Below are 25,491 nucleotides of genomic sequence, written 5' to 3'. Positions count from 1 at the left end.
TATCTACTCGAAGTAATCCTCGTCCACCTCAACCAGTACCACAGTCCGCTTGACCTGCACGCCCACGCCGTAACGAATCATCAGTTCCGCCAACCTGTCCCCGTCGATTAAAACGACGCGTGACGACACCGCATCCGCATACTCCTGCGCCTTATCCGAAAACGTCGCTGTAGTCAGGAACACCCCTCGATCCGCCTGCGCACCCTGCAGCGCACCCACGAATCCCTGAATAGCCGGTCGGCCGATGCTCTTATCCAACGCATACCGCTTAGCCTGCACGTAAATCCGCGACAAGCCCAGCGCATCCTGGTCAATAATCCCGTCGATTCCACCATCATTGGATAACTGCGTACGCGTGGCCTTGCCCTGCGTTCCGCCATATCCCATAGCCATGAGCAAGTCCAGCACTGCCTGTTCAAAGAACGCCGGCTCATTCTCGTGCAACCGAGTCAGCAGCTCACCAGCCACGAATTCGTTGTTACGAGACACACCGGTTTCCACCTGCTCTACCGGGTCGAGCTCGCTCTCGGTCTCCGGTAAGACGTCTGATTTATCGACTACCTTCTCGTCAACAACCCTGTTTCTCCGACTCGGACCCCGCCAAGTTAATTCCGCTTCTGTACCTGCAATCTCGCCCCGCAGCTGCTTCTCCGTCATTCCCTCTGGATAACGCGCCAGTAGTTCACGGCCGAAATCAGTGATGTGGAAGCGTGCACGCGCCGGTGAGGTGATCGCGTTCGCCTTCTTGAGGAATGTCAACGCCCATCCAATACGGTTTTCATAGAGCGGCTGCCCCGATGCAATGGTCTCAAGGCGTTCCTCATCCGTGATGCCAACGCGCACCGCAGTAGCCTCGATGAGCACGCTACGCTTAAACACCTCCCCATCCACCGCCAACACCTGAAGCACAGGAACCATGTATCCGGGCCATTTCAAAATCGCCATTAGAGTCCTCCTTGGAATGCGCGAGTGGATAGGGAAAGCCTTAGGTCCTCCAAAAGCAATCGCTTTTGGTGAAGAAGCTCTCTCACCGAACCAAAAAGCATTAGGAGACTCGACAGCCTCGCTTGTTCACCAGTACTTAATTGCGGGACAAGAACCTGCAAGAAGGCCGATTGGGTAATGTTTTTCATACTTCCTCCACTCCCACTAGCCTTCGCACTGATGCGTGAGCGAACTACAGCGTTTTGGAGAATACCGACGATGACGGCAGCTTGAGCTCCCTGAGCCAAATTCAGCCGCCATAGTTTGTCAGGTAAATACAGGTTTTGCACTTCATCCACTACAAGAGCGGAGGCACCAACAAGTTCCGCTGTATTCGCCCGGCTCACCAAGACATCGCCTTTTTGGACTCGGTGCGCATCAGCTGGGGTGTAATCATCAGGTAGAGGCTTAGATTCGCCTGGTTCGAAGATTCCTGATGTCACTGCACTGATCTTTAAAACTCGATTGCACACTTCATCCGTAGAAGCCTCTTTCACGCTTTTTCCTGATTGAATAGAATCCACATATGTTTTGAGCGGAACCTGAGGACTGCGCCGAAGCACCTCATCCAACCGCGAATGTTGAACTTTCTGCAGAACCGACAATTCAGAGTCGACTTTTTCAATTAGAGCGCCCATTTCATCCAAAATCGCCGCGATGCGGCGCTGCTCTTCGAGGGGAGGGAGCGGAATTTGAATCGATTGAAATGCTTCTTTTGTCAATGAGCGTCTGCGAGCTGTCGTTCCTCGAAGACGAAGTTTGTACTGTGCGACTGCAGAATCAGATCGAAGGTATTTTCGCAGATACTCCATGTCGACACGCTGCTCATCCAAGAGTTTCCAGACACCATATGCTGGACTGACAATCCCAGCTTCACAAATTGTCTGAAAATCGATAACGGCTTCATCAATGGGGAAACCCACCACCAATTGACCTTTATCTATTATTTTATAGTTCGAAAGATCGGCCCCAGCTATTCGCTTTTTAAAGCGAGAAGATTGAAATACCAACCCATCATCACGAGTAATTGACAAAACAGGATACTTATCCTGCCCGGCGCGCTTAGATCTAACAGGCGCGATCAAACTACCCAACGGCACAAATCTAACCATGCTATTTCCCCTCGCTGAGCATGGCCTTGAGGTTGGCAAGGCCTTGGGTAATGTCGCGGTCGAGTTCTTCGATTTCGGCGATGATGTCCATGGGGTCACGGGTTTCTTGTACTTCGAGGACGATCTCCTTGTAGCGGTTCATGGAGAGGTCGTAGTCGGCTTGGGCGATCTCCTCCTTGGGCACGGTGAAGGAGTAGTCCGTGCGGGCGCGCTCACGCTCGGCGGTGGTGCGGGAGTGCCAACGGGCAACAACGTCTGGAAGGTTGTTGAGCTTCAGCTGCTCGTCGGTGAGGGTGACGGGAGTGGGGTCGTCGGCACGCGCGGGATCGCTTAAGTCCTGGATGTGGGAGGTAGGGGAGGGGCCGAGCAAGGGGCGCTCGAGAAGCGGAGTGCGCTTGTCATCCAGGGAGTAGCCATCCGCCGTGACGTCATAGAACCACACCTCGTCGGTGCCGCCGGAATCCGTCCGGGTGAAGCATAGGACCGCGGTGGACACGCCCGAGTAGGGCTTGAATACGCCGGAGGGAAGTTTGATGACAGCATCCAAGCGCTGATCCTCAACCAAGGTTTTGCGAAGGGCCTTGTGCGCCTTGGTGGAGCCGAAAAGGACGCCTTCGGGGACAATCACTGCGGCGCGGCCGCCCGGCTTGAGCAGCTGCAGGAAGCGGTGGACAAAGAGGATCTCCGTCTTCTTGGCCGTGGTCACGGACTTGAGCTTGGGATCGATGGAGTCCTTATCCAGGCTGCCCGCGAAAGGCGGGTTGGCCAGGACAAGGTCGAAATCGCCAAAACTCGTGGGTAGCTTCTGCAAGGAATCGTGGTGCGAAATGTTGGGCTCTTCAAAACCGTGCATGAACATGTTCATCGCCGCGATGCGCACCATGGTTTTGTCAAAGTCGAAGCCCGTCAGGCCCTCTTCGGTGAACTTAGTGCGCGTGTCCTTGTTGTAGAGGTCTTCGCGGTGATGCTGAGCAACCCAATCGTTGGCGGCCACCAGGAAGCCTGCGGTGCCACAGGCCGGGTCAATGATCCGCTGCGATGGCGTCGGCTCCATGAGCGCAACGAGGAGTTCGATGATGTGGCTCGGTGTGCGGAACTGACCATTCGTGCCCGAGGTAGACAGCTTGTCCAGCATGTACTCATACAAGTCGCCCTTCATGTCCTTGTTCGGAAAGCGCAACTGGTCAATGAGCTCCATGACTCGCGAGAGCGTGGCCTCAGATTCAATCTCGAAGGAGGCGTTAGCCATGTGCTCCTGGAAGCCGGTGCCGCCCATCTCCTTGAGGAAGGGGAAGACCTTGGTGATGATGGTGGCCTTCCGGCGGGCGATGTCACGGTCCTCGATGAGATTGCGCCACCGCAGATCCTGTTGGCTGGCATCAAAGATGTCTTCCGTCGCGGTGGGATCTCCTAACGCCCGGCGCTTATCAATCTGGACCTGACGCTCGTCCAAATCCTTGATGAAGAGCAGGTAGGTGAACTGCTCAATGACGGAAACGGGGTTAGAAATGCCGCCGGACCAGAAGGTGTCCCAGATGCGGTCGACATTATTTTTGAGTGCGCCGGTAATCATGTAATTCAGCGTAACTGCTGAGTCCGACATGCTGGCGATGAGGCCGCGGTGGGACGGATGCCGCACACCTTCGTGCCGGCCTTTAGCGGCTGCTGCGCGCCCTTGACCTTAAGGGTTTTGGTGATGGTGACCGTGTCGCCGTCAGCAAGCGCGTTGCCCACGGAGTCGACGATGGTCAGGGCAGCAGCGTTGTGCCTGCAGTATCAGTCATAAGGAACAGTCTATCCCGCGTGCCGCAAAAAGATGATCCTTCTCTCATTTCTTTGATTGATACCCCGGTGGGGTATAGGCTTGGGTCAACACAATCGGACCCATTCGGAAGACTTATGAAACGCCTCATTTCTCTTGCTGCTGCCTGCGCCGCAGCCATCACCCTGTCCTCTTGCTCTACTGACAGCCCCGTACCGAGTGAAGCCTCGAAGGGCGACGCTGCCGCCACTGACATCCAGCAGGTACCCGCCGAGGAGATCCTCGCCGAGTTCGATCTCGAAGGGTTGGATGGCCCGGAGATCATCGACAAACTGGACCACATGCCCAAGGAGGAGCGCAATAGCGATCTTCACGCATCCGTGCGCCCGAACGAGCTCATCCTCGCTACTGAACAGGGTCAGGCCTCCCTGCCGCTGCCGGAGGACAAGTTCTACCTCTCTATTGCGCCGTACCTCTCCCGTACGCACGACTGCTTCAACCACTCCCTGACCACCTGCACCGGTGAGCTCAGCCAGGAAGACATCCACGTCACCATCACGGATGACGAAGGAAATGAGCTAGTCAACGAAGACACCACGACGTTCGACAACGGCTTCATTGGCTACTGGCTGCCGGCCGACAAGAAGGGCACCATCACCATCGAGCAGGACGGCAAGACCGGCGAGGTTCCCCTGGATACCTCTGACGAAGGCGGTACCTGCGTGACCACGCTGCAGATGGCATAATCTGCCCATTCACTCACCACGGTGAATCCCACCTCCTGGGGTTCACCGTTTGTCGTTTTATGGTGTCCACGCAGTGCTTGCCGACGTCAACAGTGTTCTGGGCAAGTCCCCATACGGCCACTCCCTGAAGAATTCTCCGAGCAGGCAATTGACCACAACAAGTCCGCTGGTGTCGTCAACTCTGTTCCTTTTAGCCACGCCACCCCGTCGGCGCCGGCTTCTTGGGCGCAGGCGTTGTGGCTGCCCTGCTCGGCGCCATCGCCGCATTCCTGCAGTCTGTCGGCGTGGTCAAGGCTGACTTCTCCGCTCTGCAGAAGATGTTCCGCTAAGCACTACAGCACTATGCACTAAAGGATGCGCTGAGCATTCAGCCCCCCACGTCGGCCCTCCGCTTCGGAAGCGGAGGGCCGACTGCGCTTACTGGGAGGACTCCTCTAGGCAGTCATACAGGAAGTCCATCAAGGTCGTAGCGTCATCGGATCGGAACAGTTCATCGAGGGCAAGGTTGAATTCCAGCCTTCTCGCATTAGGGGTATTAAGTGCTGCGTAGCCATTGCTCATCAAGAGGCCTGACGCCACAAGCCGTGCGGTTCGCTTGTTTCCATCGAAGTAAAACTGGCTACGCGTGGCAGAGCAGAAATAGGCCAACGCTTGCTCGACTGGGTTTTCAAGCCCTTGGAGGGACACCAGCAAATCGGCATGGGCTTCACCCAATTCATCAGCAGGGTCGAAAGGGATGAACCCGCCATCCATGAGCCGCACTCCACCGCCATCTCCCTCCACGTGCCCTTCACCACGGAAAAGACCAGCGTCCAGGGCCTCGTTCCTTGCAAGCACGGCATGGAGTGCATCACTGATGCCTTTGTCCACCGCGAATTCTTGTTGGCTAACCAGCTCATGGAGCAAGTTGAAAGCCTCCGACAAGTCCAAGATCTGTTGCTGTTCAGCAAGTGCTTTCCCACCCACAGTGACGCCATCGAGCAACGTACGGACTTCTGGGAGGGTAAACGTGTTTCCTTCCAGCGCGGCAGCGTTCCACACCAAGTCAGGAAGTTGCTTGGTTAATCGAAATAACGCACGGTCAGTCCCTAACTCCGAAACATGCGGCCGCTCATGGTGCTCCCAGCTCACTCGGCTCGTTGCCCTTCTCATCACCTATGCCCCTCCGATGTAGTTTTCTGCGCACACATCAATGGCAAGCTGATGCGGTGATACGTAGTGTATTCCGGCTTCATTAGTTGCGCCGGTGAGCTCTTCACCAGCGACAGACACGAGGGTGATTCCTCCGGATACGGGCTCAGAACTGGCACGGATCCGAGTGGGCAATGAAGACACGATGTCTGCTGGATTTGTGCACCAGATCAATGTTGATTGAGGTTCTTCTTCACCTGCGATCTGCCCCGCGACTCGTTGCGCTGCAAAAGCACCCGACATCGCCCAAGTTTGCCCACTCGCATCAACCGCTGAAGCAATCGTTATGGGATTTGACGGTAAGAAGTGGAGAGCCCCGTGGCGACCATATGGGTTGGAGGCCCACGCGGCCCGTTCCATGAGAGCCTGGTAGCTGCCACCGACGGCCGCAGCGTCACCCCACTGCACAAAGCGGTCAATCCAGGCTTTAACGTCTGGTTCTTCGCTGCTGAGCTCCCCCAGGAGAACTCGGGCGGCTGTCGCGGCGGCGGCATCGCTCATGCGGTGCACCTGTACGGAAACCTCGTATCCGAGCACGCGCATTACCTTGTCCAACCCGGCCAAACTCGGTTGAGCTGCCCCACGCAACCACAGATTGAGCGTATTTCGTGACACTCCCGAGCGCCGCGAGATTTCACTAAGGCTCAGCGGGCTTTTCTTGAGGAGTTGTAGTGCGTCCATAGCCCCACTATAGCCATCTGTCCTATCTTTAGGACACCTGTCCTGCACATAGGACAACAAGGCCGTCTACCAGCAACATGGCAACCGCACCCCGCTGTGTCCTATGATGAGGCAAATGAGCGCGGAGATTTATTCACTTCCCACAACACCTGTGGTCACTACTGACATCGTCGAGCAGGGCCCCCGGATTTCACTGCGCCGGGGCAGCAACATCCTCATGCTGGAGCTGCCCGCTACCTACCCAGAGGCAGACCTGACGGATCCGCGGTGGGTGGTCAAGTCTCATTTCATCGACCGCCCGCACTCAGTGCGCGAATTCGCCACCGAAGAGCCGCTGGAAGTCGGCATCCCTGGGCCTTTTACCCGCATCGAAGTCACCCTGCGCGATGGCGACGAGGACCTCATCGAGACCGTCACCTTTACCGGCATCACCGATGAGGCGCCGTTTATCGTCTATGACCGCACCACGCTCATCGCGCCGCAGGGCACGCTGGAGGCCGCTGAGCCCCTCGGCATCTGGGCCGGCTGGGAAGCGGGCCCGCTGCCGGATCAGGTCAGGGTGCCGCAGAGGGAGCCGGTGGACGTCGCCAAGCACGGCGATTTCGAGTGGGACTTTGACGTCGCCATCCTGCCCAACGCCCGGGGCCTCGACAACGAGCCCGTGTTCACCAAGTCGCCGCGCGTGCACCTCATCGCGGAAGGGGAGTGGCGCATCGATCTCACTTACGCGCCTCTCGGCGGCGAGCAGGAGGAGATTTCGGAGCAGACCTTCGACGCGGGCATCGCCGAGCCTTTCCCGGGCGATCTCTACGAAGACCCGTGGGTGGGCCGGTACAAGGTGTCGCTGTGGCACGACGAGGAGCTTGTCGACGTCCGCTTCATCTCCCTCGCCGAGGGTCTCCACATGCGCGCCACCAACGACGGTCCGCGCGGCATGGACTTCCGCATCATCGACGCCCTCGGCGCGCACTCAGCCTTCAGCTATACGCTTGCCTCCCCGCCAAAGAAGCCCATCGCGCTGGAGAAGGGACTACGCACCCTCGAGGACACCGAGGTCTCTCGCCGCGAGGTCGTGGCCAGTGAAGCCGGCTATGAGCTGGAATTCGACGTCTGGCCCGAGGCTTTGTTCAGCCGCGTCAAGCGCATCGGCTTGGAGCCCACCGAGCACTCCGATAAGCCGGTGATTTTCGCGGGCCAGCTTGATCAAGATGACATGTTCACCGTCCACTCGCCGCGCCCACTCCCGCTGGCCAAGTTCGTCACCATCGATGGCAGGCAGAAGATCAAGGAGCTGGCCCGCACGTCGAAGACGACGCAAGCGGTCACCAGCCTCGCCGTGCCCAATGCCGCGCTGGCCAACGCCGTGCGCAAGCAGCCAACGGCGGAGCTTTTCCTCATGTGGTCCACGCTGTCCTATGAGGACTACCTGGACTCCCTTCCGGCGGAGGAGCGCGCGGCCCACCAGGCCCGCAGCTTGGAGCGGCGCATCGTGGAGTATGAAGCTTCCGCGTCCACCAGCCTGATTTACGCGGCGCTGGCAACCATCCGCAAGTCTCCCTTCGTCAGCCGCGGCCTCCTCGATGCCGATGCCAACATCGTTATCGAACAGAACGCTGAGCCGCCAGCAGAAGTAGTGGGTTGGGCCTGGCCATTGGCTGAACCAACAGTTGCACCGACCCAGCTCACCGCAACCGAGGACGGCTTCGAACTGCCCGCAGACCTCGCTGAGCAGGGCTCATTGCTTGTCGACGTCCGCGAGCTCCGCGCCGACTCTAACCTCGCCGCCCCCGCTCGCCCCTCCAGCGCCTCCATCGTGGTCACGCCGGAAGGCTCACCGGCCGCTCTGGCTTCGAAGGACTGGACCCCGGAGCAGCTCTGGGGCACCTTCCGCGCACTCCACGTGCTCTCCCAGCGCAGCCCCAACCCGAAACTGCAGGCGATGTTCGACAGCACCATCGACCGCCTGCGCGCCCAACCGGAGGCCGCGCTCCACGCCCTGGCGCGCACCGGCGTTAGCGTGAACCAGCAGGCCCGCTCGCTTGCGCGCACGCGCTTGTTCCACTCTCCGCTGGAGCCCACCGCCGAGTCGAGCGCCGATAACTACCTGGATCTTCTGCTCGATCCTTCCGCCAGCGAGAACGCGGAGCTGAACGCCGTGCGCGAATCCGGCGCCGATGGCCTAACCCGCCCGATGCTGCTGAATGCTGCGACCATTCACAGCCCCACACCGCCCGTCGATGACCTGATGGGGGAGGCCGCCCGCGTCGCCGCTCTGCGCGAGTGCTTTGCCAACAACGGCGCACTCGATGCGCTGGGCACCATCGAGCACCTGCGCAAGGACGCCACCGCACTCGCATCCCTGGTGCAAAACGCGGGCGTTGACATGTCCGTCAGCCATACCCTCATCGCGCTGGGCGCCTTTGCCAGCGGAAACACGGCTGATGAGCTCAATGCCGCTGCGTGGATGCCTTACATCTCCTATGCCTTCGCCCTGGCGTCTCGCGCCGCGGCGAACGACATCATCATGGAAAGCCCCCTTCTCAAGGAGGACATGCCCATGCTTGCCGACGTCCTCCCTCTCGCCCCCCGCCTCTTCTTCTACGACCTCGTGACCGCTGAAGCTCTCTTCCGCGATCGCGACGTGTAAGCGCGTGAGGTGTGCCACAATGAGTGAGCATGAAGGTTATCTCCACGAACGTCGCTGTCCGCCGCCCCGAGCCGCACGGGCGACACGAGTACACGGGCATCGATAAGCAGCCGCGCCCCTTCCTGGACTTGGAGGTCCCCGGGCCCGCCTACGGTGACGGCTCCGGCGTGGTGGGGGATTCCATCGGTGACCACGCCCACCACGGCGGCGCCGAGAAAGCCGTCTACGCCTATGCCCGCGAGGAGCTTGACTACTGGGAGGGCACGCTCAACCGCGTTCTGCGTGACGGCTACTTTGGGGAGAACCTCACCACCGAGGGTATTTCCTGGCCGAATATGCTCATCAACCAGCGCATTCAGGTGGGGGAGTGCGTGCTCGAGGTCTCTATCCCGCGCCAGCCTTGCGCTACCTTCTCCGGCTGGATGGACGAGCCCGGCTGGCTCAAGTCCTTCACAGAGCGCGGCGATTGCGGCTCTTACCTGCGCATCATCGAGCCGGGCCGCATCAATCCCGGCGATGAGATCACCCTCATCAGCCGCCCCGACCATGGCATCACCATGGGCATGGCCTTCGCCGCCAAGATGGGGGACAAGGACCTAGCCCGGCGCGTCGTCGACGCCGGCTGCCTCGCCCCCGTTCACCACGATCAGCTGGTTAAGCGTCTGCAGCCCCGCGGTTAGCTAGCCATTCATAGGTTGTCGCTTGTGAACCGCGCGTGCCATCCATACGCACGAATCGTGCCTTCACCAGTGACTTCAGCGCATATCGGACCTGCGCTCGAGTAAGGTTTGTGGCTGTTTCTATTTCGCCGATAGACAGCGGTTGTGCCGCCGTACGCAGCGCCTCCGCTACGCGCGGGGCGTTAACACCCAGGCGTTCCAAGGTCACTGGTGCATCCACTCGTCGTTCCGGGCCGGTGCCTGATTCCTCCTTGCGTAGTGGCTCCCAGATACGGGCCTCTCCACGAGTGTCCGGCCGCCACATTTTCACCGTAAATTGCACGCCAGAATCTATCAGGTCAGGCTCCGGTAGTCCTTGCTCTCGCGCGGCATCCAGCATGAGCTGCACGCCGCCGCCTTCGCCCTCAATAACAAAAGAGCCATCGTCTGCTTTGAGATATCGGCACAGTCTATAGAGCCGCTGGTTAATCTCCTGGCGCGCCAGATCTCTCGACTTGAGCTGTTCAACCGTCAGATCCCGTAGGCCTCCTGGACTGGAGATAACCATCTTGTCCGGTAATAGGCGGACATCAATCGATTTACCCGCACCCAACGTATTTGGCCCAAGATCACGGTGCACCAATGCATTAGCCACGGCCTCTCGAATGGCCGGAAGGGGAAGTTCAGGAACTTCCACCATTGATCCGTCCTCTCGATATCGCCGTACGGCGGCTAAACGTTGCCTTACCCATCCCATTACCGAGTTCAACAGCACCGGAACGGGCCCCTCAAAGGTCTCCAACCCCAACACTCGCCCGTGCTTCGAACCATTTGGTAGCCTTTGCGCCACCGTTACTGCTAAGGAGGGAAAATGCCCTTGGGGATAGAAACCCAGCGCATACAGGCCAGCAAGCGTCAGCTCTCCAGTCGCGGTCGTCACCGCTAGCGCCCGTAAGACGTCCTCATCTTGAGTAAGTCCCGATAGTCGCCGATTCTTTTTCCGCGCCTGAACCAAGAAATCTTGCACCACGTCGCTATCTAGGTCTGCAAGGCTCGTACCTTCCACAATCGTCGTGTCATAGGACACTGCCTCTTCGGCATGCAGCTTTGCCACGTCCATCATGCGCAGCTCCGAGGCACTCATACGGTAGTCCCCATCAGCCATTCGAAGATACGCTTCTCCCCTGTAGATAGCAGGCTTATCAATAATCGGAAGACCCGTAACCTCCGCAATCACGACATGCGTGCCATCTATTGCCACACTGTCGGTATGCACTGTGACTGGAGGGGTGATGGCATGACGCGCCTGCGAGGCCAGAGCAGCCTCCATCTCCGAAGGATTCTCAATGCCAGTGACAATGAATCCTTCCTTCTCATTGACACCGAGAATGATAAGGCCGCCACTCGGCATGTTTGCGAACGCGCACAATGTCTGCGGTAGAGAGTCCGGAATGCCCCCTTGAGCGGTTTTGACCTCGACTGTTGTTGAATCACCGCCGCGCAACTCAAGCTCAGCCAATAGCTCTCTCAGCTGATTCTCGGACCAATTGTTCACGATGAATACCCGCCCTCAATATTAACAATGACGGCTCAATGCTAACTTCATTCCTCTTCAATGACAAGAGTTCTCATTGATCTTCCCATTGAGGTGTCATTGACATTCTCATTGAGGCCAAATTATGGCCCTGAAACCCCGTATGTTTAAGCTTTATCTAGCGCATAAACCGCAATGAGTGGTTGGATAAGAGTTATCCAACCACTCATTTGCTGTCTGACGAATGGATAGCCTCTACAAGCCTCACTACGTTACCGAGAGCTGGATCCCCGAATCAGGCTCCGGCATTCCCCGGCGCGATAAGGCCGGAGGCCCTTTTTAGGTCTATGTCCCTGACCATCTTGTAAGTAAGGCATGGAGTTTTCCCCAGAGCTCACCAGCCGGGCAGCACGTATCGAGCGAGAGATCTTGGATCTCAACCGTCATGCTGCTTCTGGCCAGTTGGAATCTGTGGCCCGCTTACTCATGCGTTCTGAGGCGATTTCTTCCTCACGCATTGAAGGTATTGCGCCCAACGTCGACAAGGTTGTCCTCGCGGAACTCGCCCAAAAGGAGGAAGTCCGCGGCTTTAAGGAAAGCGCGGAAGAGGTTGCGCGTAACCTCACCGTTCTGTGTTCCATTGAGAAGAGCTTTGCCACCGAACCAACATCTCCATCGGCCTTCTTGAAAAGCTCCAAAGAGAGTTGATGGGGGAGAAGGGCTCTATCCCCACTGGTCTCCGCACTATTCAAAACTGGATTGGTGGAAGTAACCACACACTCTTTGGGGCCGAGTTCATCCCAGCGCCCCCACGTCTAGTCCATGACCTCGTAGACGACTTATGTCTTTACCTCGATGGCGCTTCGCGCGGTGCTCTCATCCAGGCCGCGATTGCTCACGCTCAATTCGAAACGATTCACCCATTTGCAGATGGCAACGGCCGTGTGGGCCGTGCTCTCATTCATGGGATTCTTCTGCGTCGCGGACTTACTGAATACACCATTCTGCCGGTATGCCTCGTCCTCGGTACGTGGTCCAAATCGAAAGCTACCTGCCTTTTCGCACCATCAAGCGTGGGAAAATCCTCACCATGAAGCGCACGTATAAGTGGGAGCATGTCGAGATTCCCCTCATCCGGAACTAGGCCGCAGTTCATTTTTTAAGAGCCGGTTTGACCGCTTCCGGAGTGCAATACGGCGATGGATACGAGGCCACGTGGGAGCGGCGCGCCACGGAGAACTGGGTGACTGAACGTGTGTCGGTGAACGTTGAAGGCGACGGATGGGGGCGAAGCCTCGAGCTGTTTAGGTCCGAGCAAGGCGTGTGGTCGGCGGAAACCAATGAAGAGGGCGCCCAGCCTGGAGATCTGCCCTCCCCCGGTATCGTCCAGTCAGCCGATCTGAAAGCCGCACTCGATTGCGATCTCGGTCTGTGCCCTCTCACCAACACAATGCCTATTCGTCGCTTGACGCTGCTTGAGACTCAGGTTCCGAAAACGCAGCTGATCATGGCTTGGATTGATATACCGTCCCTCCAGGTGATCGCATCAGACCAGTACTACAGCTCCATCGATTCTGAAACTGTCCGATACGAAAGCGGAACACGGGGAGTCGACGTCGAGTTGGAGGTCGACGGTGACGGAGTGGTCGTACACTACCCTGATCTCGCACGGCGGGTCTGATCCGGAAGCAACTCTAACTAAGCTGGGCGGTATGAACGACCTGACCATCGCGCCTGGCCCAGGGATCCCCGGGGGTCTGGTCATCGTCGCCGCCGACCTGACGGAGCGGTTCGCGAAGTCGTCGGGACCAGGTGGCCAAGGCGTCAATACTACGGACAGCAAAGTGCAGCTTTCCGTCGATATCGCTACGTGCTCATCGCTTTCCGACGCCCAGCGTCGCCGCGTCCTTCACAACCTCGAACACCGCCTGGACGGCACAGTGCTCACCGTGAGCGCGTCGACGCAGCGCTCGCAGGTCCGTAACCGCACCGAGGCGCGAGAGCGCATGGCCGCCCTCTTGCGTGAGGCGCTCGCTCCGCTTCCTCCCCCGCGGCGCAGGACCAAGCCGACGCAGAGCTCGGTGCGACGCCGTCTCGAAGCGAAAAAGCGGCGCTCGGAACTCAAGTCCACGCGACGGCAGCCCCAAATTTCCTAGTTCGAACCATCCGCGTGCATATCCTCACGCTGACGGACCTGGTTCGGGTAACCGCTACGCTGAGACAGCTTGGACCGGTTGAATCCGCTCGATTTCCGAGAGGATCTTGTCTTCCGCCACGTCCAAGTCATATTGAGCCTGTAACCCGAGCCAGAACTGGGGGCTCATTCCGAAGAACTTAGCCAAGCGAAGAGCAGTGTCCGCGGTTACAGCCCGCTTTCCGTGGACAATCTCGTTGATCCGGCGGGGCGGAACGCCAATGGAGACGGCGAGCTTGTGCTGGGTGATCCCCATTTCCTTGAGAAAGTCCTCCATGAGGATCTCACCGGGGTGAACCGGAGGGAGCTTGTCAGTGGTAGTCAACGATCTCAACCTCCTCTGGCCCCGCGGCGGACCACCGAAAACAGATCCGCCACTGGTCGTTGATTCGAATGCTGAACTGACCCCGCCGATCACGTCGCTCCCGCGTTGGGTGGCAGCCGAACCACAAAGGATCAGTCATCTGCTATCCCATCGACTAATTCCTGCAGGTCGCAGGACCTTCGCGGAACCGTCAGTTCAGTGCATTTTGAATAGTTCAACACACGTTGTATTGTTCAGCACATGCTGACTATTGCTTCGCGCCTCGACGTCATGAACCGGCTCGGCCGGGCCATGGCTGATCCGACGCGTTCCCGAATCCTGATGACCCTACTCGACGGTCCGGGCTACCCGGCCGAGATTTCGCAAAGCTTGGATCTGACCCGCTCGAACGTCTCGAACCACCTGTCCTGCCTACGCGATTGTGGCATCGTCGTCGCTGAGCCGGAGGGCCGTAAGACCCGCTACGAAATTGCCGATCCGCACCTCGCGGCGGCGCTCGAAGCGCTGGTCAACGCGACGCTGGCCGTCGACGAGAATGCCCCCTGCATCGACACCGAGTGCTCGGTGCCCGGCTGCGGCGAGAAAGGAACGGACGCATGAGTTCAGCATGTGGATGCGAACACGAACCCGCCACGGAGATCGAAGAGCTCGATCGGCCATGGTGGAAGGACCCCGAGCTACTGCTACCGATCTTCTCCGGCGTAGCCCTCATTACAGGACTGGCGCTGGACTGGTCCGACTTGGAGACGCCCGCAACGGTACTGTATTGGCTTGGCCTGCTGTTGGGCGCTTACACGTTCGCACCTGGAGCGATCCGGAACCTTGTCACGAAGCGCAAGCTCGGCATTGGCTTGCTTATGACGATCAGCGCGGTCGGCGCGGTGATCCTTGGTTTCGTCGGAGAGGCCGCGGCGCTGGCGTTCCTGTACTCGATCGCCGAGGCGCTTGAAGACAAGGCGATGGACCGGGCCCAAGGCGGACTGCGGGCACTGTTGAAGCTGGTACCGCAAACCGCGACCGTGCTGCGCGACGGTACGACGGCCGAGGTCGCTGCGAAGGACCTTGAGGTTGGCGAGCTAATGGTCGTACGCCCCGGGGAGCGGATCGCCACGGACGGCATCATTCGGTCCGGACGCTCCAGCCTTGACACCTCAGCGATCACCGGAGAATCCATTCCGGAGGAGGTTGCGCCCGGCGACGAGGTACCCGCGGGAGCGATCAACTCCGCCGGTGTGCTGGAGGTCGAGACGACCGCAGCTGGAACGGACAACTCGCTGACCACACTCGTCGACCTCGTCGAGCAGGCGCAGGCGGAGAAGGGTGACCGCGCCCGGATCGCCGACCGAATTGCCCAACCCCTAGTGCCCGGGGTGATGATCCTGGCGGTGCTGGTCGGCGTGATCGGCTCGCTGTTGGGCGACCCCGAGACTTGGATCACCCGTGCGCTGGTGGTCCTGGTCGCAGCGTCGCCGTGCGCGCTGGCAATCTCCGTGCCGCTGACGGTCGTGGCCGCGATCGGCGCGGCCAGCCAGTTCGGAGTAGTCATCAAGTCCGGCGCGGCGTTCGAGCGACTCGGCGGCATCCGTCACCTAGCGGTAGACAAGACCGGAACCCTTACCCGCAACCAGCCCGAGGTTACCGGAGTGGTCCCGGCAGACGGATTCGATCGGGCGCAGGTGCTTTCCTTCGCGGCGGCGGTTGAGCAGCAATCGACGCACCCCCTCGCCGCGGCGATCGTGGCAGCGGAGCCCGAAGCGCCCACCGCCTTGGATATCAGCGAGGAAGCCGGTCATGGCATCGGCGGCACCGTCGAAGGCCGACGGGTGCTGGTCGGCAGCCCCCGATGGATCGACGCCGGGCCACTGAAGGCGGACGTTGAGCGCATGGAGTCCGAAGGCCAGACCTGCGTCCTAGTCACCGTCGATGACGCTCTCGCCGGGGCGATCGGGGTGCGCGACGAGTTGCGGCCCGAGGTGCCCGATGCCGTGCAGTCCCTGCACGACAACGACGTGGAAGTGAGCATGCTCACCGGCGATAACACTCGCACCGCCCGGGCGCTGGCTGAAATCGCCGGAATCGACGACGTGCGCGCCGAGCTGCGACCGGAGGACAAGGCAAGCATCGTCGCCGAACTCTCCTCCAAGACGCCGACGGCGATGATCGGCGACGGCATCAACGACGCGCCGGCACTGGCGGGCGCAACGGTGGGCATTGCGATGGGAGCAACCGGCTCTGACGCCGCGATCGAGTCCGCTGACGTCGCCTTCACTGGCCACGACCTCCGGCTGATCCCGCAGGCGCTGCAGCACGCCCGCCGAGGCAGCAGGATCATCAACCAAAACATCGTGCTGTCTCTGGCCATCATCATCGTGTTGATGCCACTGGCGATCAGCGGTGTACTGGGCTTGGCCGCCGTCGTGTTGGTACACGAAGTCGCCGAAGTCATCGTGATCTTGAACGGCCTGCGGGCTGCACGAGCGAAACGCTGAGGCTGTGACCGGCAAGTCTTATAAGGGTTAAACCACGCGCCGAGCGCACACACGTTGGACCAGGCGAGTCATTCGAGTTCACCACCTGGTCCTTCTCGATGCGTGCAGGCACGGGAACTGTGGGGGAACCTAATAGTTCAACGGTTCGATACCGCTTGCAGATTCTTCACACGAGGTAGCGGAATGGACCGAGGCCGAACGAAAACCCGAGTTAGAGACAGCGCTCTTCAACCTACCCCCAATAACGCGAAACGTCATTAACGCCTCGCGTTACACGTTGAACTTGAACTCGACGGAGTGTCGTCGATAAATAACCATTTGATGCGCGCGTGCGGAATTAACAACGAAATACCGCTAAAACAGACAACATATGGGGTGCACAGAAACACATATAAGTTCTGCGGAAAACCTATAGGGTGCGTCGCTAAAAACCGCTGTGCGCGAAAAACATAAAGGGTTTACGGACCCGGTCCCAGACCCCTCAATACTCTGAGCCGGAAGAATGGAAAGTGGAAGGTTGATGTATCCCCACTATTTATTTTTTCCGTTTTTCGGAGTACATCGGGAGCTACAACTGCGGACCAGCTCTGTGTGAACTAGATGAGAAGGCGCAGCAGCGAATCATCGACGCTGGACAGTTGGTGCTGCGGGCACGCGAGCGGCACCCCCAGCGGTCACTCGCGGAGCACTACAACCCGTTATCGATGGACCCAATTCTGCTCAAGGCTCACAACAACTTGGACCGGGAAGTCGATAAGGCTTTCGATGTGGCACGCAAACTCACCAACGAGCGCCAGCGCCAGGAGCTACTGTTCGCCAGCTACGGGGAGTTGGCGAGGGGCTATGTCTCCTCGCTTTCATCAAAATCGAAACCACCAGCAGGGTCGTTCCCCGTGCGGGTGATTTTGATCGGTCCCGCTGCTGGGTGTAGAACCCTGTCGCTGGCAACGCCGGGAACTATGACTGTGCCCGACGAGAACACGTCACTGCCATAACGCGGCTCACGGTAGACGAACATGGGTCGTTCACTACTACTGGTGGATTTCGGTTTTGGTGGTGGGGGGATTACCGCCGCCGGCCTCGATTTTTCCGTTGAGGAGGTCGTTGACTACTTCCCGATGGTGAAATGGGCCGATGGTGAGGTAGAGAGGAACCAGTCACCTGGAAGAGATCGATCCAGTCGCTGGTGTGCAATCTGGGAGGTAGGGTCGCGGGGTCGATTCCTCGCGAGCGCAACCATGATTGTGTCTCTGAACGTGATGAAAACAACCCTGCCCTTCGGAGAATTTCCCCTATCCCGCGTCCCCGGGCAGTGAAAACGGTGTGCACCATCGCCTGAAAGGCTTTGCGCTGCTCTATCGGAATCTTCGGGTCACCCACCCGGCGGATCACTAAGATCCCCCCGTCAACGTTTGGCTGTGGCCGGAAAGCAGACCTTGGTACTCGGGAACCAAGGTGAAACGTGAACCATGGGGACCACTGAGCCGTCATCATCGTGCTTGCACCTACCCCGGCCCGGCGGCGAGCGACTTCCCACTGCATGAGGAGTACAGCGTCAGTCCATGCCGGCGCATGCAACAACTTTCGAAGAATGGCAGTGGTGAGGTGAAAGGGAATGTTTCCCACAATGACGCAGGGAGTGGCGGGTAACCGGAAGTTAAGGAAATCATCATGGACCACTTCGACCGCCGCCGAGGCGGTCTTTTTTGTGAGTTTGGCAGCTAGTTTTGCGTCTACCTCAACTGCCGTTATCGCCCTCCCCAAGTGGGCCATCGGGTGAGTGAGGGCACCGCTTCCTGGCCCGATCTCAATGATGGGGCCGGAGGTTTGTTTCACAAGATCGACGATGGAGTTGATGATCTTGTGGTCTGTGAGAAAATTTTGGCCATGCTCGTGACGGCCGTATCCGTATGCAGACATCAGGTGTGCTCCTTGGAGTTGAAACGGAGCCGGGCATGACAAATAGCCGCCCGGCTAAAGGACCGGAGCGGTTTCTAACCTGCGGGAGGGAGAAAACCGCCTTAGCGGCTGGTGAGCGGCCGCATGAAAACGGAACCTGAAATCAACATGGGCCTATCGTATCCAATTAATTTCGCAGGGTCCAATACGGTGAGAAAGAAGACAACCGCACCGCAACAGTGCAAGACCTCTCTGGATTGGAATTTGTCCTACCTTCGGCTCGTCGTACAGACGCCACTGGCGTATTTTGTCTCTGGGCAACGAGGGGGAGTTACCCCCACCTCCGGATGTTTTTAAGGTGCACCCCTTATTACGCTGTGGTGCGGGAGTAGTTTTGTCCGACTGATCGGACTACCCACCGACGTGGGGCGGGTAGTTCGAGGTCCCAGCAGATGATCGCGTCGATTTCGCCGCGTTCAAAGGATGCCACCATGGCGTCGTAGTCGGGGCGAGCCACATTCTTCTTTGACGCGGAAATGGACTGATCGACGTAGTTATGTCCTATGTCCAACGTCCAAGCCACGCTGCTTTGCAATGGCTTCACAGTCCTGACGCTGCCGATCGATGGTGAGGCCATCCACGTCAGCGTCTCGCGAGATACGAAGGTAAATAGGAGCGCGTGTTGCCAAACGCTTTTAATAAGGCCCTTAGCTAACATTGAACTTAAACTCGACCACGTTCCGTAGCCGAATAACCTTTGGAGCCGCGCCGTCAGTTAGCAGAGATGTGGCACCGCAGCGCCTAGGCAAGAGGAGGCAGATGAGTATCGACGATATCGCGGACCACGTCGATGTCGACGCCGAAATACTGGTGCACCAGGATGTTGCGGAAATCCCGAATCTGAGGCCAGACGATCTCAGGGTGCGCGCCGGTGATCTCATCGGGAAGATGGTTCACGGCTTCGCCGGACTGCGACTCACAGCGGCACCGCCTCGGCGAGCGTCGAAGCGGATACCGGGTGCCTGAGCAACTGGGCAGGAAACACGTCGATGCCATCGCGCCCGAACAGAGCGCGACTCTCCTCGAGCAGACCAGACGCACGCATCAGGAGACGTCCCTCCGCAGGGTCCATCCCGACGAGGATGTCGATGTCCGATCCTGCAGACGCGGTGCCGCGCGCGACGGACCCGAACAACTTCGGGTTGGTCGCGCCGTACCGATCGATGAGCACCTGGAACTAGTCAAGACGCGCAACGAGAATCCCGCGTAGGGCAAGCGTCTCAGGCGTCATGACGGTCTCAGACATGCTTCCGGGGGAAACGGGCCCGGCAGCACGTCGACATGGAGCTTTGACATTGAAGCGGAACTCCACCGCGTTCTTAAGGGCCGACGACATTCTCCCGTCTCACCGCCGCACCAGGCGGCACTGACGCGCTGCCACCACTTACAGCCGGTCGTCTCGCCCGCCCGCCATGACGCACTCAACGAACGAGCGATAGAGCAGGCTTACACGCGTCTCGCACTAAACGACCGGGCAGCAGCGTCACGGAGGTTCCGAAGTAGCGGCTATCGCAGTGCACCTAAGGGTTTGGTGAGGGAACCAGCCATTCGGCAGCGGTACGGAACGTAGCCCTCAGTTGCGGGTGCTCCCGCACGATCTCTCGCTGCCGCTCCGCCGGCAACCCGAGCTCGTGCAAGACGTTGAGGATTACGACCGCGGTCGTCACCTCGACGACGGCGATCAGCTCCTCGATGGAATGGTTGGGCGTTCTGCCCTCGTGCGCGAGGTCATTGCGGGCGCGCGTCGTCCACTTCGCCCAATGGTCGACATCCGGTAAGAGCTGTGCGATCGCTTCCTGATCGGGTCGCGCGGCGAGGGCATGGAGCCGATCACGGAGGGTCGGGTCGTTGCGGATCGCCCCCTTGAACCTGTTTCGGTGCTCATCGGGAACCTGCGCCAGCATCGCCTCTCGCATCGCCCTGAACTCCGCGTTGGGGAACGGTTTCTCGTCGATGCGGAGGTTGCGGTGCAACACCTCGGCAGCATCGACTGCCGTCAGAAGATTGTTCTCAACAAAACGGGCCGGTGCGTAGCGCAAGCCCAAGATCATGTTTGTCGCTGCCTCCAGGCGGCCATGGGCCTCGCACCATCGGGGCATGACCTCCTCAAATGGGATCGAGCCGCAGGTGAAGAACATTCGGTGGTGATCGACGACTTTCGCGTCGTGTTTTCCAAGCGCGGCCGGTGAGTAGAGCACATCGGCACGTCGGCGCGGCAGCGGGCGGCCATCAGGGAAGTGCGACTCGGTCCCGGCAACTTCCAGTCGGAGCCAGATCACTCCGGCCGCGCGATGCGTCGCCAGGGAGATCAGGTCCTGCACCAGGCTCGCCTCCTGCAGAGCAACACTCAGAGAGAATGGTTCGGCTGGCACGACGCAGATGGACACCGTGTCCCGCATACGTCCGACGCTTCCTCCCTTGCGCTGGTCGAAGAATGGAAGCGTGTGCGTGTGCTGAAGGCGATACTCAGTGTCGTCGACCACGACCGATTGCGCCTCGACCGGCTTCACCGAGATACGCCCGGTCCCATCGATCTTGCCGTCGGGAGCCCCGAGGGATCCTTCGAACACAGAAGACGCCGCCCAGAGACTCAGATCCTCGACTGAGACTTCTGCCCTAGCGAACGCCGGATCCGCGTCACCGCTGACATGCGCGCCGATGATGGCGACCGTCGCGGTCACGGTCTGCTTATCAGGGCTCGCCACTCGCGCACCCATGGTCCTTCTGGTGCTCCTAGGAACACAGCCAAGCAGTGTGATCTCCCTGAGCTCGGCCACACCGTGCATGACTTCCCAGGTGCGGGTTCCTTCGTGAACAGCAGTCCATCCAGACGAGTCCGTCGTCAAGATCCGATCCTCGAAGGTGCCGATCAGCGACAGAGAGAGACCATCTTCCGGGTCGTACCGTAGGACACCCGGGACCTTCTCGCTAGGGGCTTCCGGCAGCCACCACACGCCAGCCCACTCGCCGGCCTTGTCGAGGTTGAGAAGATCATTAGGCATCGTACTCCCGGTCCCGGGCTCCTTCCTGTCTTGCGGCCAGATGTCAGGTCGAAAATCTTTACTCCACCACATGCCCCCCACGTAGGACAATCTACAGCGAGATCATGGTCAACTGAGATCGGATGCGGCGACTGGCACACAATCGCAGTTCGACGCGACGGCACAGCCCTCGCAACTGGCAACAATCAGCGAGGGCAGACCGACGTCGCCCGGTGGACACACGTGTCCGGGGTCTTTGCCGGCTACCTACACACCGTCGGCTTACACGAAGACGGCACCGTCGTCGCCGTCAGCGACGACAGCAGAGGCCAGTGCGATGTCCAGTCATGGACCGGCATCACAGCGATCGCAGCCGGAGCGAGACACTCGCTCGGGCTGCGGGCGACCACACCGAGCAGCAATGCAATGTCAACGCCTGGGCCGCTCGACCACAGATGAACTGAAGTCCAGCGTGCCCGATAATCGGCGGTCGATCACACGTTGAATCTAAACTCCACGCAGACGACATCCTCAGCCTGCTAGACCTCGCAGACCGCCAGCTCGCCAGCAGCCGCTTTGACACGAAGCTCTCACCGCCTACCGGGCGCGCAGTTCCACGGGCACAGCCTTAAAGCTTGCGGATAAGCTCTGCATCAGCCACGAGGTTTTGCGTGAGCTTCTCAGCTTCAAGCCCACTCAAGTCACAGCTGTCGAAACGGGCCAGCCAGTCGGCCCGAACAGCGGGGGAGTCGAACCAGGTTGCGCGCTCGGCTTCAATATCCTCGATGCCGCTCAAGGTACGGCCGTCGCGGGTGCGGATCTCGAGGTCGTCGACAAGCGGGGCAATCGCTTGAAGCCCTGGGACGATGGCTTTAAAGCCCGACGTATGGGAAACCTCATTGGTCCAGCGCGGGTAGCGGCTCACACGCTGCGCCTCCAGGTAGCGCTGGACGACGCCCAGCCTTGAGACCTCCTGCGCCACCGCCAAGCCCACGACCTTCACGCGGAAACCCGCAGACCGAAACTTGGCTATCTCACCCGCGATGAATTCCGGGTTGGACAGCGTGTTCTCAATGATGAGGGAGTGCCCGTGCTGCCGACCATATTCAATCAGCGAGGACATCCAATAGGGCACCGGTCCATTGGTGAGCACGTCCATGCGCAGGGGGTCGCGCTCCATGATCTCGTCGAGGGCGGGGTGCAGCTTCCGAACCTCATCGGAATCAAGGACCGCGTGACCATTCTTTACAGATTCAATAGCCGTTGATTTGCCTGACGCTGGCTGCCCCGCCACATAAATGACCTCTGGAACAGCCGGACCATGAGCATTCGACCGACCAAAATAGCTAGTTTGCAGAGTCTTTAGCCGTTGCTCCATGACCTGCGGATCAACGGGGAAGTCAGCGGCGGAAAGCATAGGCTATGCCGCTTTGTGCTCGGAGGAGAGGGCTTCAAGCCGCTGCGCAAAGAGAGCCGCAGCGGCGCGGATGGCTTCAATGTCGGTTGAATCAACACCACTGACTATGTCCTCTACCAGCCAATTCTGACGAATCCACCATTGTGATTCAACATCGTTGCCTGCTTCAGCGGCCCGAGTGAGGTAGGCAGCTTTCAGCGAGGACGCAACCTCCTTCATGGCGTCGAAGGCTGCGTACTCGATCTCCGGGACTTTGGCGGTGCTCATGGCGCTAAGAATAGCAGCGCCATGGCGGTTTTAGCCGTTGATGATCTGCGGGTACGCCAGGCCCTTGAGGCCCTCGGTACCGAACTCCACACCGTAGCCGGAGGACTTGATGCCACCGAAAGGCACGCGCGGATCCACAGCACCGTGGGCATTGATCCAGGTAGTGCCTGCCTCCAGCTGCGCAGCGACGTCCAGAGCGCGCTCACGGTTGGAGGACCACACGGAGGAGCCCAAGCCCACGTCAAGCTTGTTGGCCTGCTCGATGGCCCATTCCAGGTCTGTGTACTTCACGATCGGCAGCGCAGGACCGAACTGCTCCTCGACGACCAGCGCGTTATCCGGGTCGATATCCGCCACCAGGGTGGTGGGGTAGAAGTAGCCCGGCGCGTCGTAGTCCGGGTCACCACCCAGCAGCACGCGGGCGCCGGAATCCTTGGCGGCGCTGACAAGCTTGTCCACGATGTCGAACTGCTGCTTGTTCTGCAGCGGGCCGAGCACGTTCTCTTCCTCGAGGCCCACGCCCATCGGGGAGGCCTTGGCTACCTCGACGAGGGCTTCGCAGACGGCGTCGTACAGCGACTCCGGCACATACACGCGCTTCATCGCCGCACAGGTCTGGCCGGTGTTGATGAACGCGCCCCAGAAGAGGTCGCCGGCGATCTCCTTCGGGTCAGCGTCATCCAGCACGATACCGGCGTCATTGCCGCCGAGCTCCAGCGTGAGGCGGGTGAGGTTGTCCGCGCTGGCCTCCACGATCTTCTTGCCGGTGGCGGTAGAACCGGTGAACATGATCTTGTCGACGCCCTCGTGGGTAGTCAGCGCCGCGCCAACCTCACCGGCACCGCTGACGACTTGGAGCACACCCTCCGGCAGCACGGAGTTGACCACCTTGAGCAGGCCCAATACGGAGAGCGGGGTGTACTCGGAGGGCTTGACGACGACCGCGTTGCCCATACGCAGCGCTGGCGCAATCTGCCAGATGGTGATCATCATCGGCCAGTTCCACGGGCCGATAGCACCGACGACGCCGAGCGGGCGGTAGTTGACGGTGGCGGTGATGTCATCATCGACGGCGGTGTAGTTGGGGTGCTCGAAGGAGGCGGTAGCATTCAGCCAGCCGGAGCAGGCACCGACCTCGAAGCGGGCGTTCGGGCCGTTGAGCGGCTTGCCCTGCTCACGGGAGAGAAGCTCAACGAGTGCCTCTGCATTAGCGTCGATGGCGGCGGCGGCCTTGGTGAGAAGCGCGCACCGTTCTTCGTCGCTAAGCTTGGCAAAGTCCTTCTGCGCTGCGCGTGCGGTCTCCACCGCAGCGTTAAGGTCCTCAACGGTGTTCTCTGGCGCGCGGCCAACAACCTCTCCGGTGGCGGGGTTGAGGATTTCGCGTCCGTTCTCGTCCGTGATGGCGTTGAGCAGATCAGCGTAGGTGGCGAACTGAGTCATGAGATCTCCTTGTGAAGAAGTCGTGGGCCCGCGAACAAAGCCCGAAGAAACTTTTATTCGGCATGTTACCTGCACCACATCAATCCGCTTGACTCTGCGTGCATACAATTTGTCCACAAATGTGTGAGCTCTCACGATATGATTCCAGCTATGTCTGCTTCAGCCGTTGAGCATTTCGATATCGCGTCATGGCGCACCGCGTCTTCCGATTCCTTTGGTCAACTCGACGTGGACACCGAAGACCCCGCTTCCTTTCACGCCACGCTGCGGTCAACGAAGGTGGGGGATATTTCCCTCTTCGATATGTGCACCTCGCCCCATACGGTGAACCGATACAAGGTTTCTACCGACGAGGCTCCCTTTTGCAAGCTCAGCCTGCAGATTTCTGGCTCATCAACCATGAGCCAGGACGGGCGAACGTGTGAATTGCATCCAGGGGACCTAGCTCTGTACGTGACCCAACGGCCCTACACGCTGCGCTATCCGGAGGAGCAAAACACACTCATCGTGCACTTCCCGCAGAGCTTCCTCGATATTTCACCAGCGCAGATCCAACGCCTCACAGCGAACCCCATCTCCCGCTCGCACGGCTTGGGTGCGGTGGCAGTTCCCCTCTTTGAGCAACTGGCCAAGAACCTGGACCTATTGAAGGGCCCGCACGCCACCGCCTTGGTCCGCTCCGCGCTCACCATGCTGGTTTCGGTCCTCGCCTCCGATGTGGCCGATGAACCCTCAGCGGGCACACTGTTGTTCAACCAGGCAACCGCCTACATCGAGAAGCACCTGGGCGACCCGGACCTAGGCCCCAGCACCATCGCCCAAGCACTCTTCGTGTCGGTGCGCCACCTCCACGCCAAGTTCTCCGAACAAGGCCTCTCGGTCGGCAGCTACATCAGAACCAGGCGCCTCGAGCACATCCGCCGCGAACTCGTGGACCCGCGGCACTCCGAAGAATCAATCAGCCACATCAGCGCCCGCTATGGCCTGCACGATCCCTCGCACCTCTCGCGCATCTTCAAGGCGGAGTATCACGAATCACCGAGTGCGTATCGTTCATACAATCAGGCGCAGTAACTTTTCCCATTTAAATTGGCCTTCATTAA

The 25,491-nt window shown here is 59.5% G+C and carries 27 protein-coding genes and 2 pseudogenes; 12 read left to right on the top strand and 17 right to left on the bottom strand.

Features of this window, described 5'->3' with window-relative positions; genetic code table 11:
- Positions 1 to 3 precede the first annotated feature (3 nt).
- The 4 genes and pseudogenes from HMPREF2912_RS05810 to HMPREF2912_RS13205 form a co-directional block, all read right to left on the bottom strand.
- Positions 4 to 945 (bottom strand): restriction endonuclease, encoded by a 942-nt coding sequence (locus tag HMPREF2912_RS05810; RefSeq protein WP_070683552.1) that lies wholly within the window; start codon positions 943 to 945, stop codon positions 4 to 6.
- Positions 945 to 2,078 carry a restriction endonuclease subunit S gene (locus HMPREF2912_RS05805; protein WP_210396374.1) on the bottom strand — a complete coding sequence of 378 codons (1,134 nt, stop codon included), beginning with the start codon at positions 2,076 to 2,078 and terminating at the stop codon, positions 945 to 947. Before HMPREF2912_RS05805 ends, HMPREF2912_RS05810 begins: the two co-directional genes overlap by 1 nt.
- 19 nt (positions 2,079 to 2,097) lie before the next feature.
- Complete coding sequence (locus HMPREF2912_RS05800; RefSeq protein WP_070683563.1) at positions 2,098 to 3,669, bottom strand: type I restriction-modification system subunit M; 1,572 nt, start codon at positions 3,667 to 3,669, stop codon at positions 2,098 to 2,100.
- A 32-nt stretch (positions 3,670 to 3,701) separates the two neighbouring features.
- Positions 3,702 to 3,842, bottom strand: a pseudogene (locus tag HMPREF2912_RS13205) (PhnA domain-containing protein); the annotation flags it as partial.
- Between the two features lie 153 nt (positions 3,843 to 3,995).
- Here HMPREF2912_RS13205 and HMPREF2912_RS05795 point away from each other — a divergent pair.
- Entirely contained in the window at positions 3,996 to 4,604 is a 609-nt protein-coding gene (locus HMPREF2912_RS05795) for a CueP family metal-binding protein (RefSeq protein ID WP_070683548.1), read from the top strand.
- A 417-nt stretch (positions 4,605 to 5,021) separates the two neighbouring features.
- Here HMPREF2912_RS05795 and HMPREF2912_RS05790 read toward each other — a convergent pair whose 3' ends face one another.
- Together HMPREF2912_RS05790 and HMPREF2912_RS05785 are read right to left on the bottom strand one after the other, a co-directional pair.
- Positions 5,022 to 5,645, bottom strand: coding sequence for a Fic family protein (locus HMPREF2912_RS05790; protein ID WP_083299192.1), 624 nt, complete (start codon positions 5,643 to 5,645; stop codon positions 5,022 to 5,024).
- 114 nt (positions 5,646 to 5,759) lie between these two features.
- Entirely contained in the window at positions 5,760 to 6,476 is a 717-nt protein-coding gene (locus HMPREF2912_RS05785; protein ID WP_070533677.1) for a helix-turn-helix domain-containing protein, read from the bottom strand.
- 115 nt (positions 6,477 to 6,591) lie between these two features.
- On the opposite strand from HMPREF2912_RS05785, the gene HMPREF2912_RS05780 reads away from it, so the two are divergent.
- Positions 6,592 to 9,123 carry a hypothetical protein gene (locus HMPREF2912_RS05780; RefSeq protein ID WP_246816467.1) on the top strand — a complete coding sequence of 844 codons (2,532 nt, stop codon included), beginning with the start codon at positions 6,592 to 6,594 and terminating at the stop codon, positions 9,121 to 9,123.
- A gap of 29 nt (positions 9,124 to 9,152) precedes the next feature.
- On the top strand, positions 9,153 to 9,803 hold the full coding sequence (locus HMPREF2912_RS05775) for an MOSC domain-containing protein (protein ID WP_070533675.1): 651 nt from the start codon (positions 9,153 to 9,155) through the stop codon (positions 9,801 to 9,803).
- Here the strand turns inward: HMPREF2912_RS05775 and HMPREF2912_RS05770 are convergent.
- Positions 9,778 to 11,337: an ATP-binding protein gene (locus HMPREF2912_RS05770; RefSeq protein WP_070533674.1), complete on the bottom strand. Its 1,560-nt coding sequence runs from the start codon at positions 11,335 to 11,337 to the stop codon at positions 9,778 to 9,780. The genes HMPREF2912_RS05775 and HMPREF2912_RS05770 overlap by 26 nt on opposite strands.
- A 354-nt stretch (positions 11,338 to 11,691) precedes the next feature.
- Between HMPREF2912_RS05770 and HMPREF2912_RS13200 the strand changes: the two genes are divergently transcribed.
- The 4 genes from HMPREF2912_RS13200 to arfB all read left to right on the top strand — a co-directional run bounded on the left by HMPREF2912_RS13200 (position 11,692) and on the right by arfB (position 13,472).
- Entirely contained in the window at positions 11,692 to 12,024 is a 333-nt protein-coding gene (locus HMPREF2912_RS13200; RefSeq protein WP_005530810.1) for a Fic/DOC family N-terminal domain-containing protein, read from the top strand.
- A complete protein-coding gene (locus HMPREF2912_RS13195) occupies positions 12,024 to 12,410 on the top strand; it encodes a Fic family protein (RefSeq protein ID WP_083299186.1) in 387 nt (128 codons plus the stop codon). The genes HMPREF2912_RS13200 and HMPREF2912_RS13195 overlap by 1 nt, the downstream gene beginning before the upstream one ends.
- Before the next feature lie 77 nt (positions 12,411 to 12,487).
- Positions 12,488 to 12,997: a putative glycolipid-binding domain-containing protein gene (locus HMPREF2912_RS05760; protein ID WP_246816465.1), complete on the top strand. Its 510-nt coding sequence runs from the start codon at positions 12,488 to 12,490 to the stop codon at positions 12,995 to 12,997.
- A gap of 31 nt (positions 12,998 to 13,028) precedes the next feature.
- On the top strand, positions 13,029 to 13,472 hold the full coding sequence (gene arfB / locus HMPREF2912_RS05755; protein ID WP_070517628.1) for an alternative ribosome rescue aminoacyl-tRNA hydrolase ArfB: 444 nt from the start codon (positions 13,029 to 13,031) through the stop codon (positions 13,470 to 13,472).
- A gap of 54 nt (positions 13,473 to 13,526) precedes the next feature.
- Here the strand turns inward: arfB and HMPREF2912_RS05750 are convergent, their stop codons facing one another.
- Positions 13,527 to 13,835 carry a HigA family addiction module antitoxin gene (locus tag HMPREF2912_RS05750; RefSeq protein ID WP_083279048.1) on the bottom strand — a complete coding sequence of 103 codons (309 nt, stop codon included), beginning with the start codon at positions 13,833 to 13,835 and terminating at the stop codon, positions 13,527 to 13,529.
- Positions 13,822 to 13,926: pseudogene (locus HMPREF2912_RS12625) on the bottom strand (type II toxin-antitoxin system RelE/ParE family toxin); the annotation flags it as partial. The pseudogene HMPREF2912_RS12625 and the gene HMPREF2912_RS05750, both read right to left, overlap by 14 nt.
- A 149-nt stretch (positions 13,927 to 14,075) precedes the next feature.
- On the opposite strand from HMPREF2912_RS12625, the gene HMPREF2912_RS05745 reads away from it, so the two are divergent.
- The 3 genes from HMPREF2912_RS05745 to HMPREF2912_RS13400 all read left to right on the top strand — a co-directional run bounded on the left by HMPREF2912_RS05745 (position 14,076) and on the right by HMPREF2912_RS13400 (position 17,319).
- Positions 14,076 to 14,435 carry a Cd(II)/Pb(II)-sensing metalloregulatory transcriptional regulator CmtR gene (locus HMPREF2912_RS05745; RefSeq protein WP_005530797.1) on the top strand — a complete coding sequence of 120 codons (360 nt, stop codon included), beginning with the start codon at positions 14,076 to 14,078 and terminating at the stop codon, positions 14,433 to 14,435.
- On the top strand, positions 14,432 to 16,324 hold the full coding sequence (locus HMPREF2912_RS05740; protein WP_016423157.1) for a heavy metal translocating P-type ATPase: 1,893 nt from the start codon (positions 14,432 to 14,434) through the stop codon (positions 16,322 to 16,324). The genes HMPREF2912_RS05745 and HMPREF2912_RS05740 overlap by 4 nt, the downstream gene beginning before the upstream one ends.
- A 641-nt stretch (positions 16,325 to 16,965) precedes the next feature.
- Positions 16,966 to 17,319, top strand: a complete 354-nt coding sequence (locus HMPREF2912_RS13400; protein ID WP_016423158.1) for a type IIL restriction-modification enzyme MmeI — start codon at positions 16,966 to 16,968, stop codon at positions 17,317 to 17,319.
- 70 nt (positions 17,320 to 17,389) lie between these two features.
- Here the strand turns inward: HMPREF2912_RS13400 and erm are convergent, their stop codons facing one another.
- The 5 genes from erm to HMPREF2912_RS05710 form a co-directional block, all read right to left on the bottom strand.
- The gene (gene erm, locus HMPREF2912_RS05730) at positions 17,390 to 18,244 is read right to left on the bottom strand and encodes a 23S ribosomal RNA methyltransferase Erm (protein ID WP_070517629.1); all 855 of its coding nucleotides are present in this window, start codon (positions 18,242 to 18,244) and stop codon (positions 17,390 to 17,392) included.
- A 349-nt stretch (positions 18,245 to 18,593) separates the two neighbouring features.
- A complete protein-coding gene (locus HMPREF2912_RS05725) occupies positions 18,594 to 18,827 on the bottom strand; it encodes a recombinase family protein (protein ID WP_224784272.1) in 234 nt (77 codons plus the stop codon).
- 197 nt (positions 18,828 to 19,024) lie between these two features.
- Positions 19,025 to 19,279 (bottom strand): HepT-like ribonuclease domain-containing protein, encoded by a 255-nt coding sequence (locus tag HMPREF2912_RS13310; protein ID WP_081636726.1) that lies wholly within the window; start codon positions 19,277 to 19,279, stop codon positions 19,025 to 19,027.
- Entirely contained in the window at positions 19,200 to 19,454 is a 255-nt protein-coding gene (locus HMPREF2912_RS13185) for a nucleotidyltransferase family protein (RefSeq protein WP_232745419.1), read from the bottom strand. The genes HMPREF2912_RS13310 and HMPREF2912_RS13185 overlap by 80 nt, the downstream gene beginning before the upstream one ends.
- Before the next feature lie 349 nt (positions 19,455 to 19,803).
- Entirely contained in the window at positions 19,804 to 21,285 is a 1,482-nt protein-coding gene (locus HMPREF2912_RS05710; protein WP_070683542.1) for an ApeA N-terminal domain 1-containing protein, read from the bottom strand.
- Between the two features lie 30 nt (positions 21,286 to 21,315).
- Between HMPREF2912_RS05710 and HMPREF2912_RS13395 the strand changes: the two genes are divergently transcribed.
- The gene (locus tag HMPREF2912_RS13395) at positions 21,316 to 21,723 is read left to right on the top strand and encodes an RCC1 domain-containing protein (RefSeq protein WP_232745421.1); all 408 of its coding nucleotides are present in this window, start codon (positions 21,316 to 21,318) and stop codon (positions 21,721 to 21,723) included.
- Between the two features lie 169 nt (positions 21,724 to 21,892).
- On the opposite strand, the gene HMPREF2912_RS05705 is transcribed toward HMPREF2912_RS13395, so the two are convergent.
- The 3 genes from HMPREF2912_RS05705 to HMPREF2912_RS05695 are packed head-to-tail and all read right to left on the bottom strand — an operon-like array spanning position 21,893 to position 24,388.
- Positions 21,893 to 22,681 (bottom strand): zeta toxin family protein, encoded by a 789-nt coding sequence (locus HMPREF2912_RS05705; protein ID WP_070563600.1) that lies wholly within the window; start codon positions 22,679 to 22,681, stop codon positions 21,893 to 21,895.
- A 3-nt stretch (positions 22,682 to 22,684) separates the two neighbouring features.
- Positions 22,685 to 22,948: a hypothetical protein gene (locus HMPREF2912_RS05700; RefSeq protein ID WP_070524133.1), complete on the bottom strand. Its 264-nt coding sequence runs from the start codon at positions 22,946 to 22,948 to the stop codon at positions 22,685 to 22,687.
- A gap of 30 nt (positions 22,949 to 22,978) precedes the next feature.
- Complete coding sequence (locus tag HMPREF2912_RS05695; protein ID WP_070563603.1) at positions 22,979 to 24,388, bottom strand: aldehyde dehydrogenase family protein; 1,410 nt, start codon at positions 24,386 to 24,388, stop codon at positions 22,979 to 22,981.
- A gap of 150 nt (positions 24,389 to 24,538) precedes the next feature.
- Here HMPREF2912_RS05695 and HMPREF2912_RS05690 point away from each other — a divergent pair, with 150 nt between their 5' ends.
- Positions 24,539 to 25,462, top strand: a complete 924-nt coding sequence (locus HMPREF2912_RS05690; protein WP_070563606.1) for an AraC-like ligand-binding domain-containing protein — start codon at positions 24,539 to 24,541, stop codon at positions 25,460 to 25,462.
- Positions 25,463 to 25,491: the final 29 nt, after the last annotated feature.

The organism is Corynebacterium sp. HMSC056E09 (assembly GCF_001813425.1).
Lineage (GTDB): Bacteria > Actinomycetota > Actinomycetes > Mycobacteriales > Mycobacteriaceae > Corynebacterium > Corynebacterium hesseae.
Note: the sequence above shows the minus strand (reverse complement) of the source record. Positions and strands in the feature narration are given on the sequence as shown.

What these genes read in the sequence shown, in the direction of transcription:
- HMPREF2912_RS05810 (WP_070683552.1), bottom strand. Translation starts at nt 945, where the DNA reads ATGGCGATTTTGAAATGGCCCGGATACATGGTTCCTGTGCTTCAGGTG.
- HMPREF2912_RS05800 (WP_070683563.1), bottom strand. Translation starts at nt 3,669, where the DNA reads ATGATTACCGGCGCACTCAAAAATAATGTCGACCGCATCTGGGACACC.
- HMPREF2912_RS05795 (WP_070683548.1), top strand. Translation starts at nt 3,996, where the DNA reads ATGAAACGCCTCATTTCTCTTGCTGCTGCCTGCGCCGCAGCCATCACC.
- HMPREF2912_RS05785 (WP_070533677.1), bottom strand. Translation starts at nt 6,476, where the DNA reads ATGGACGCACTACAACTCCTCAAGAAAAGCCCGCTGAGCCTTAGTGAA.
- HMPREF2912_RS05780 (WP_246816467.1), top strand. Translation starts at nt 6,592, where the DNA reads ATGAGCGCGGAGATTTATTCACTTCCCACAACACCTGTGGTCACTACT.
- HMPREF2912_RS05775 (WP_070533675.1), top strand. Translation starts at nt 9,153, where the DNA reads ATGAAGGTTATCTCCACGAACGTCGCTGTCCGCCGCCCCGAGCCGCAC.
- HMPREF2912_RS13200 (WP_005530810.1), top strand. Translation starts at nt 11,692, where the DNA reads ATGGAGTTTTCCCCAGAGCTCACCAGCCGGGCAGCACGTATCGAGCGA.
- HMPREF2912_RS13195 (WP_083299186.1), top strand. Translation starts at nt 12,024, where the DNA reads ATGGGGGAGAAGGGCTCTATCCCCACTGGTCTCCGCACTATTCAAAAC.
- arfB (WP_070517628.1), top strand. Translation starts at nt 13,029, where the DNA reads ATGAACGACCTGACCATCGCGCCTGGCCCAGGGATCCCCGGGGGTCTG.
- HMPREF2912_RS05745 (WP_005530797.1), top strand. Translation starts at nt 14,076, where the DNA reads ATGCTGACTATTGCTTCGCGCCTCGACGTCATGAACCGGCTCGGCCGG.
- HMPREF2912_RS05740 (WP_016423157.1), top strand. Translation starts at nt 14,432, where the DNA reads ATGAGTTCAGCATGTGGATGCGAACACGAACCCGCCACGGAGATCGAA.
- erm (WP_070517629.1), bottom strand. Translation starts at nt 18,244, where the DNA reads ATGTCTGCATACGGATACGGCCGTCACGAGCATGGCCAAAATTTTCTC.
- HMPREF2912_RS13310 (WP_081636726.1), bottom strand. Translation starts at nt 19,279, where the DNA reads ATGGCATCGACGTGTTTCCTGCCCAGTTGCTCAGGCACCCGGTATCCG.
- HMPREF2912_RS05710 (WP_070683542.1), bottom strand. Translation starts at nt 21,285, where the DNA reads ATGCCTAATGATCTTCTCAACCTCGACAAGGCCGGCGAGTGGGCTGGC.
- HMPREF2912_RS05705 (WP_070563600.1), bottom strand. Translation starts at nt 22,681, where the DNA reads ATGCTTTCCGCCGCTGACTTCCCCGTTGATCCGCAGGTCATGGAGCAA.
- HMPREF2912_RS05700 (WP_070524133.1), bottom strand. Translation starts at nt 22,948, where the DNA reads ATGAGCACCGCCAAAGTCCCGGAGATCGAGTACGCAGCCTTCGACGCC.
- HMPREF2912_RS05695 (WP_070563603.1), bottom strand. Translation starts at nt 24,388, where the DNA reads ATGACTCAGTTCGCCACCTACGCTGATCTGCTCAACGCCATCACGGAC.
- HMPREF2912_RS05690 (WP_070563606.1), top strand. Translation starts at nt 24,539, where the DNA reads ATGTCTGCTTCAGCCGTTGAGCATTTCGATATCGCGTCATGGCGCACC.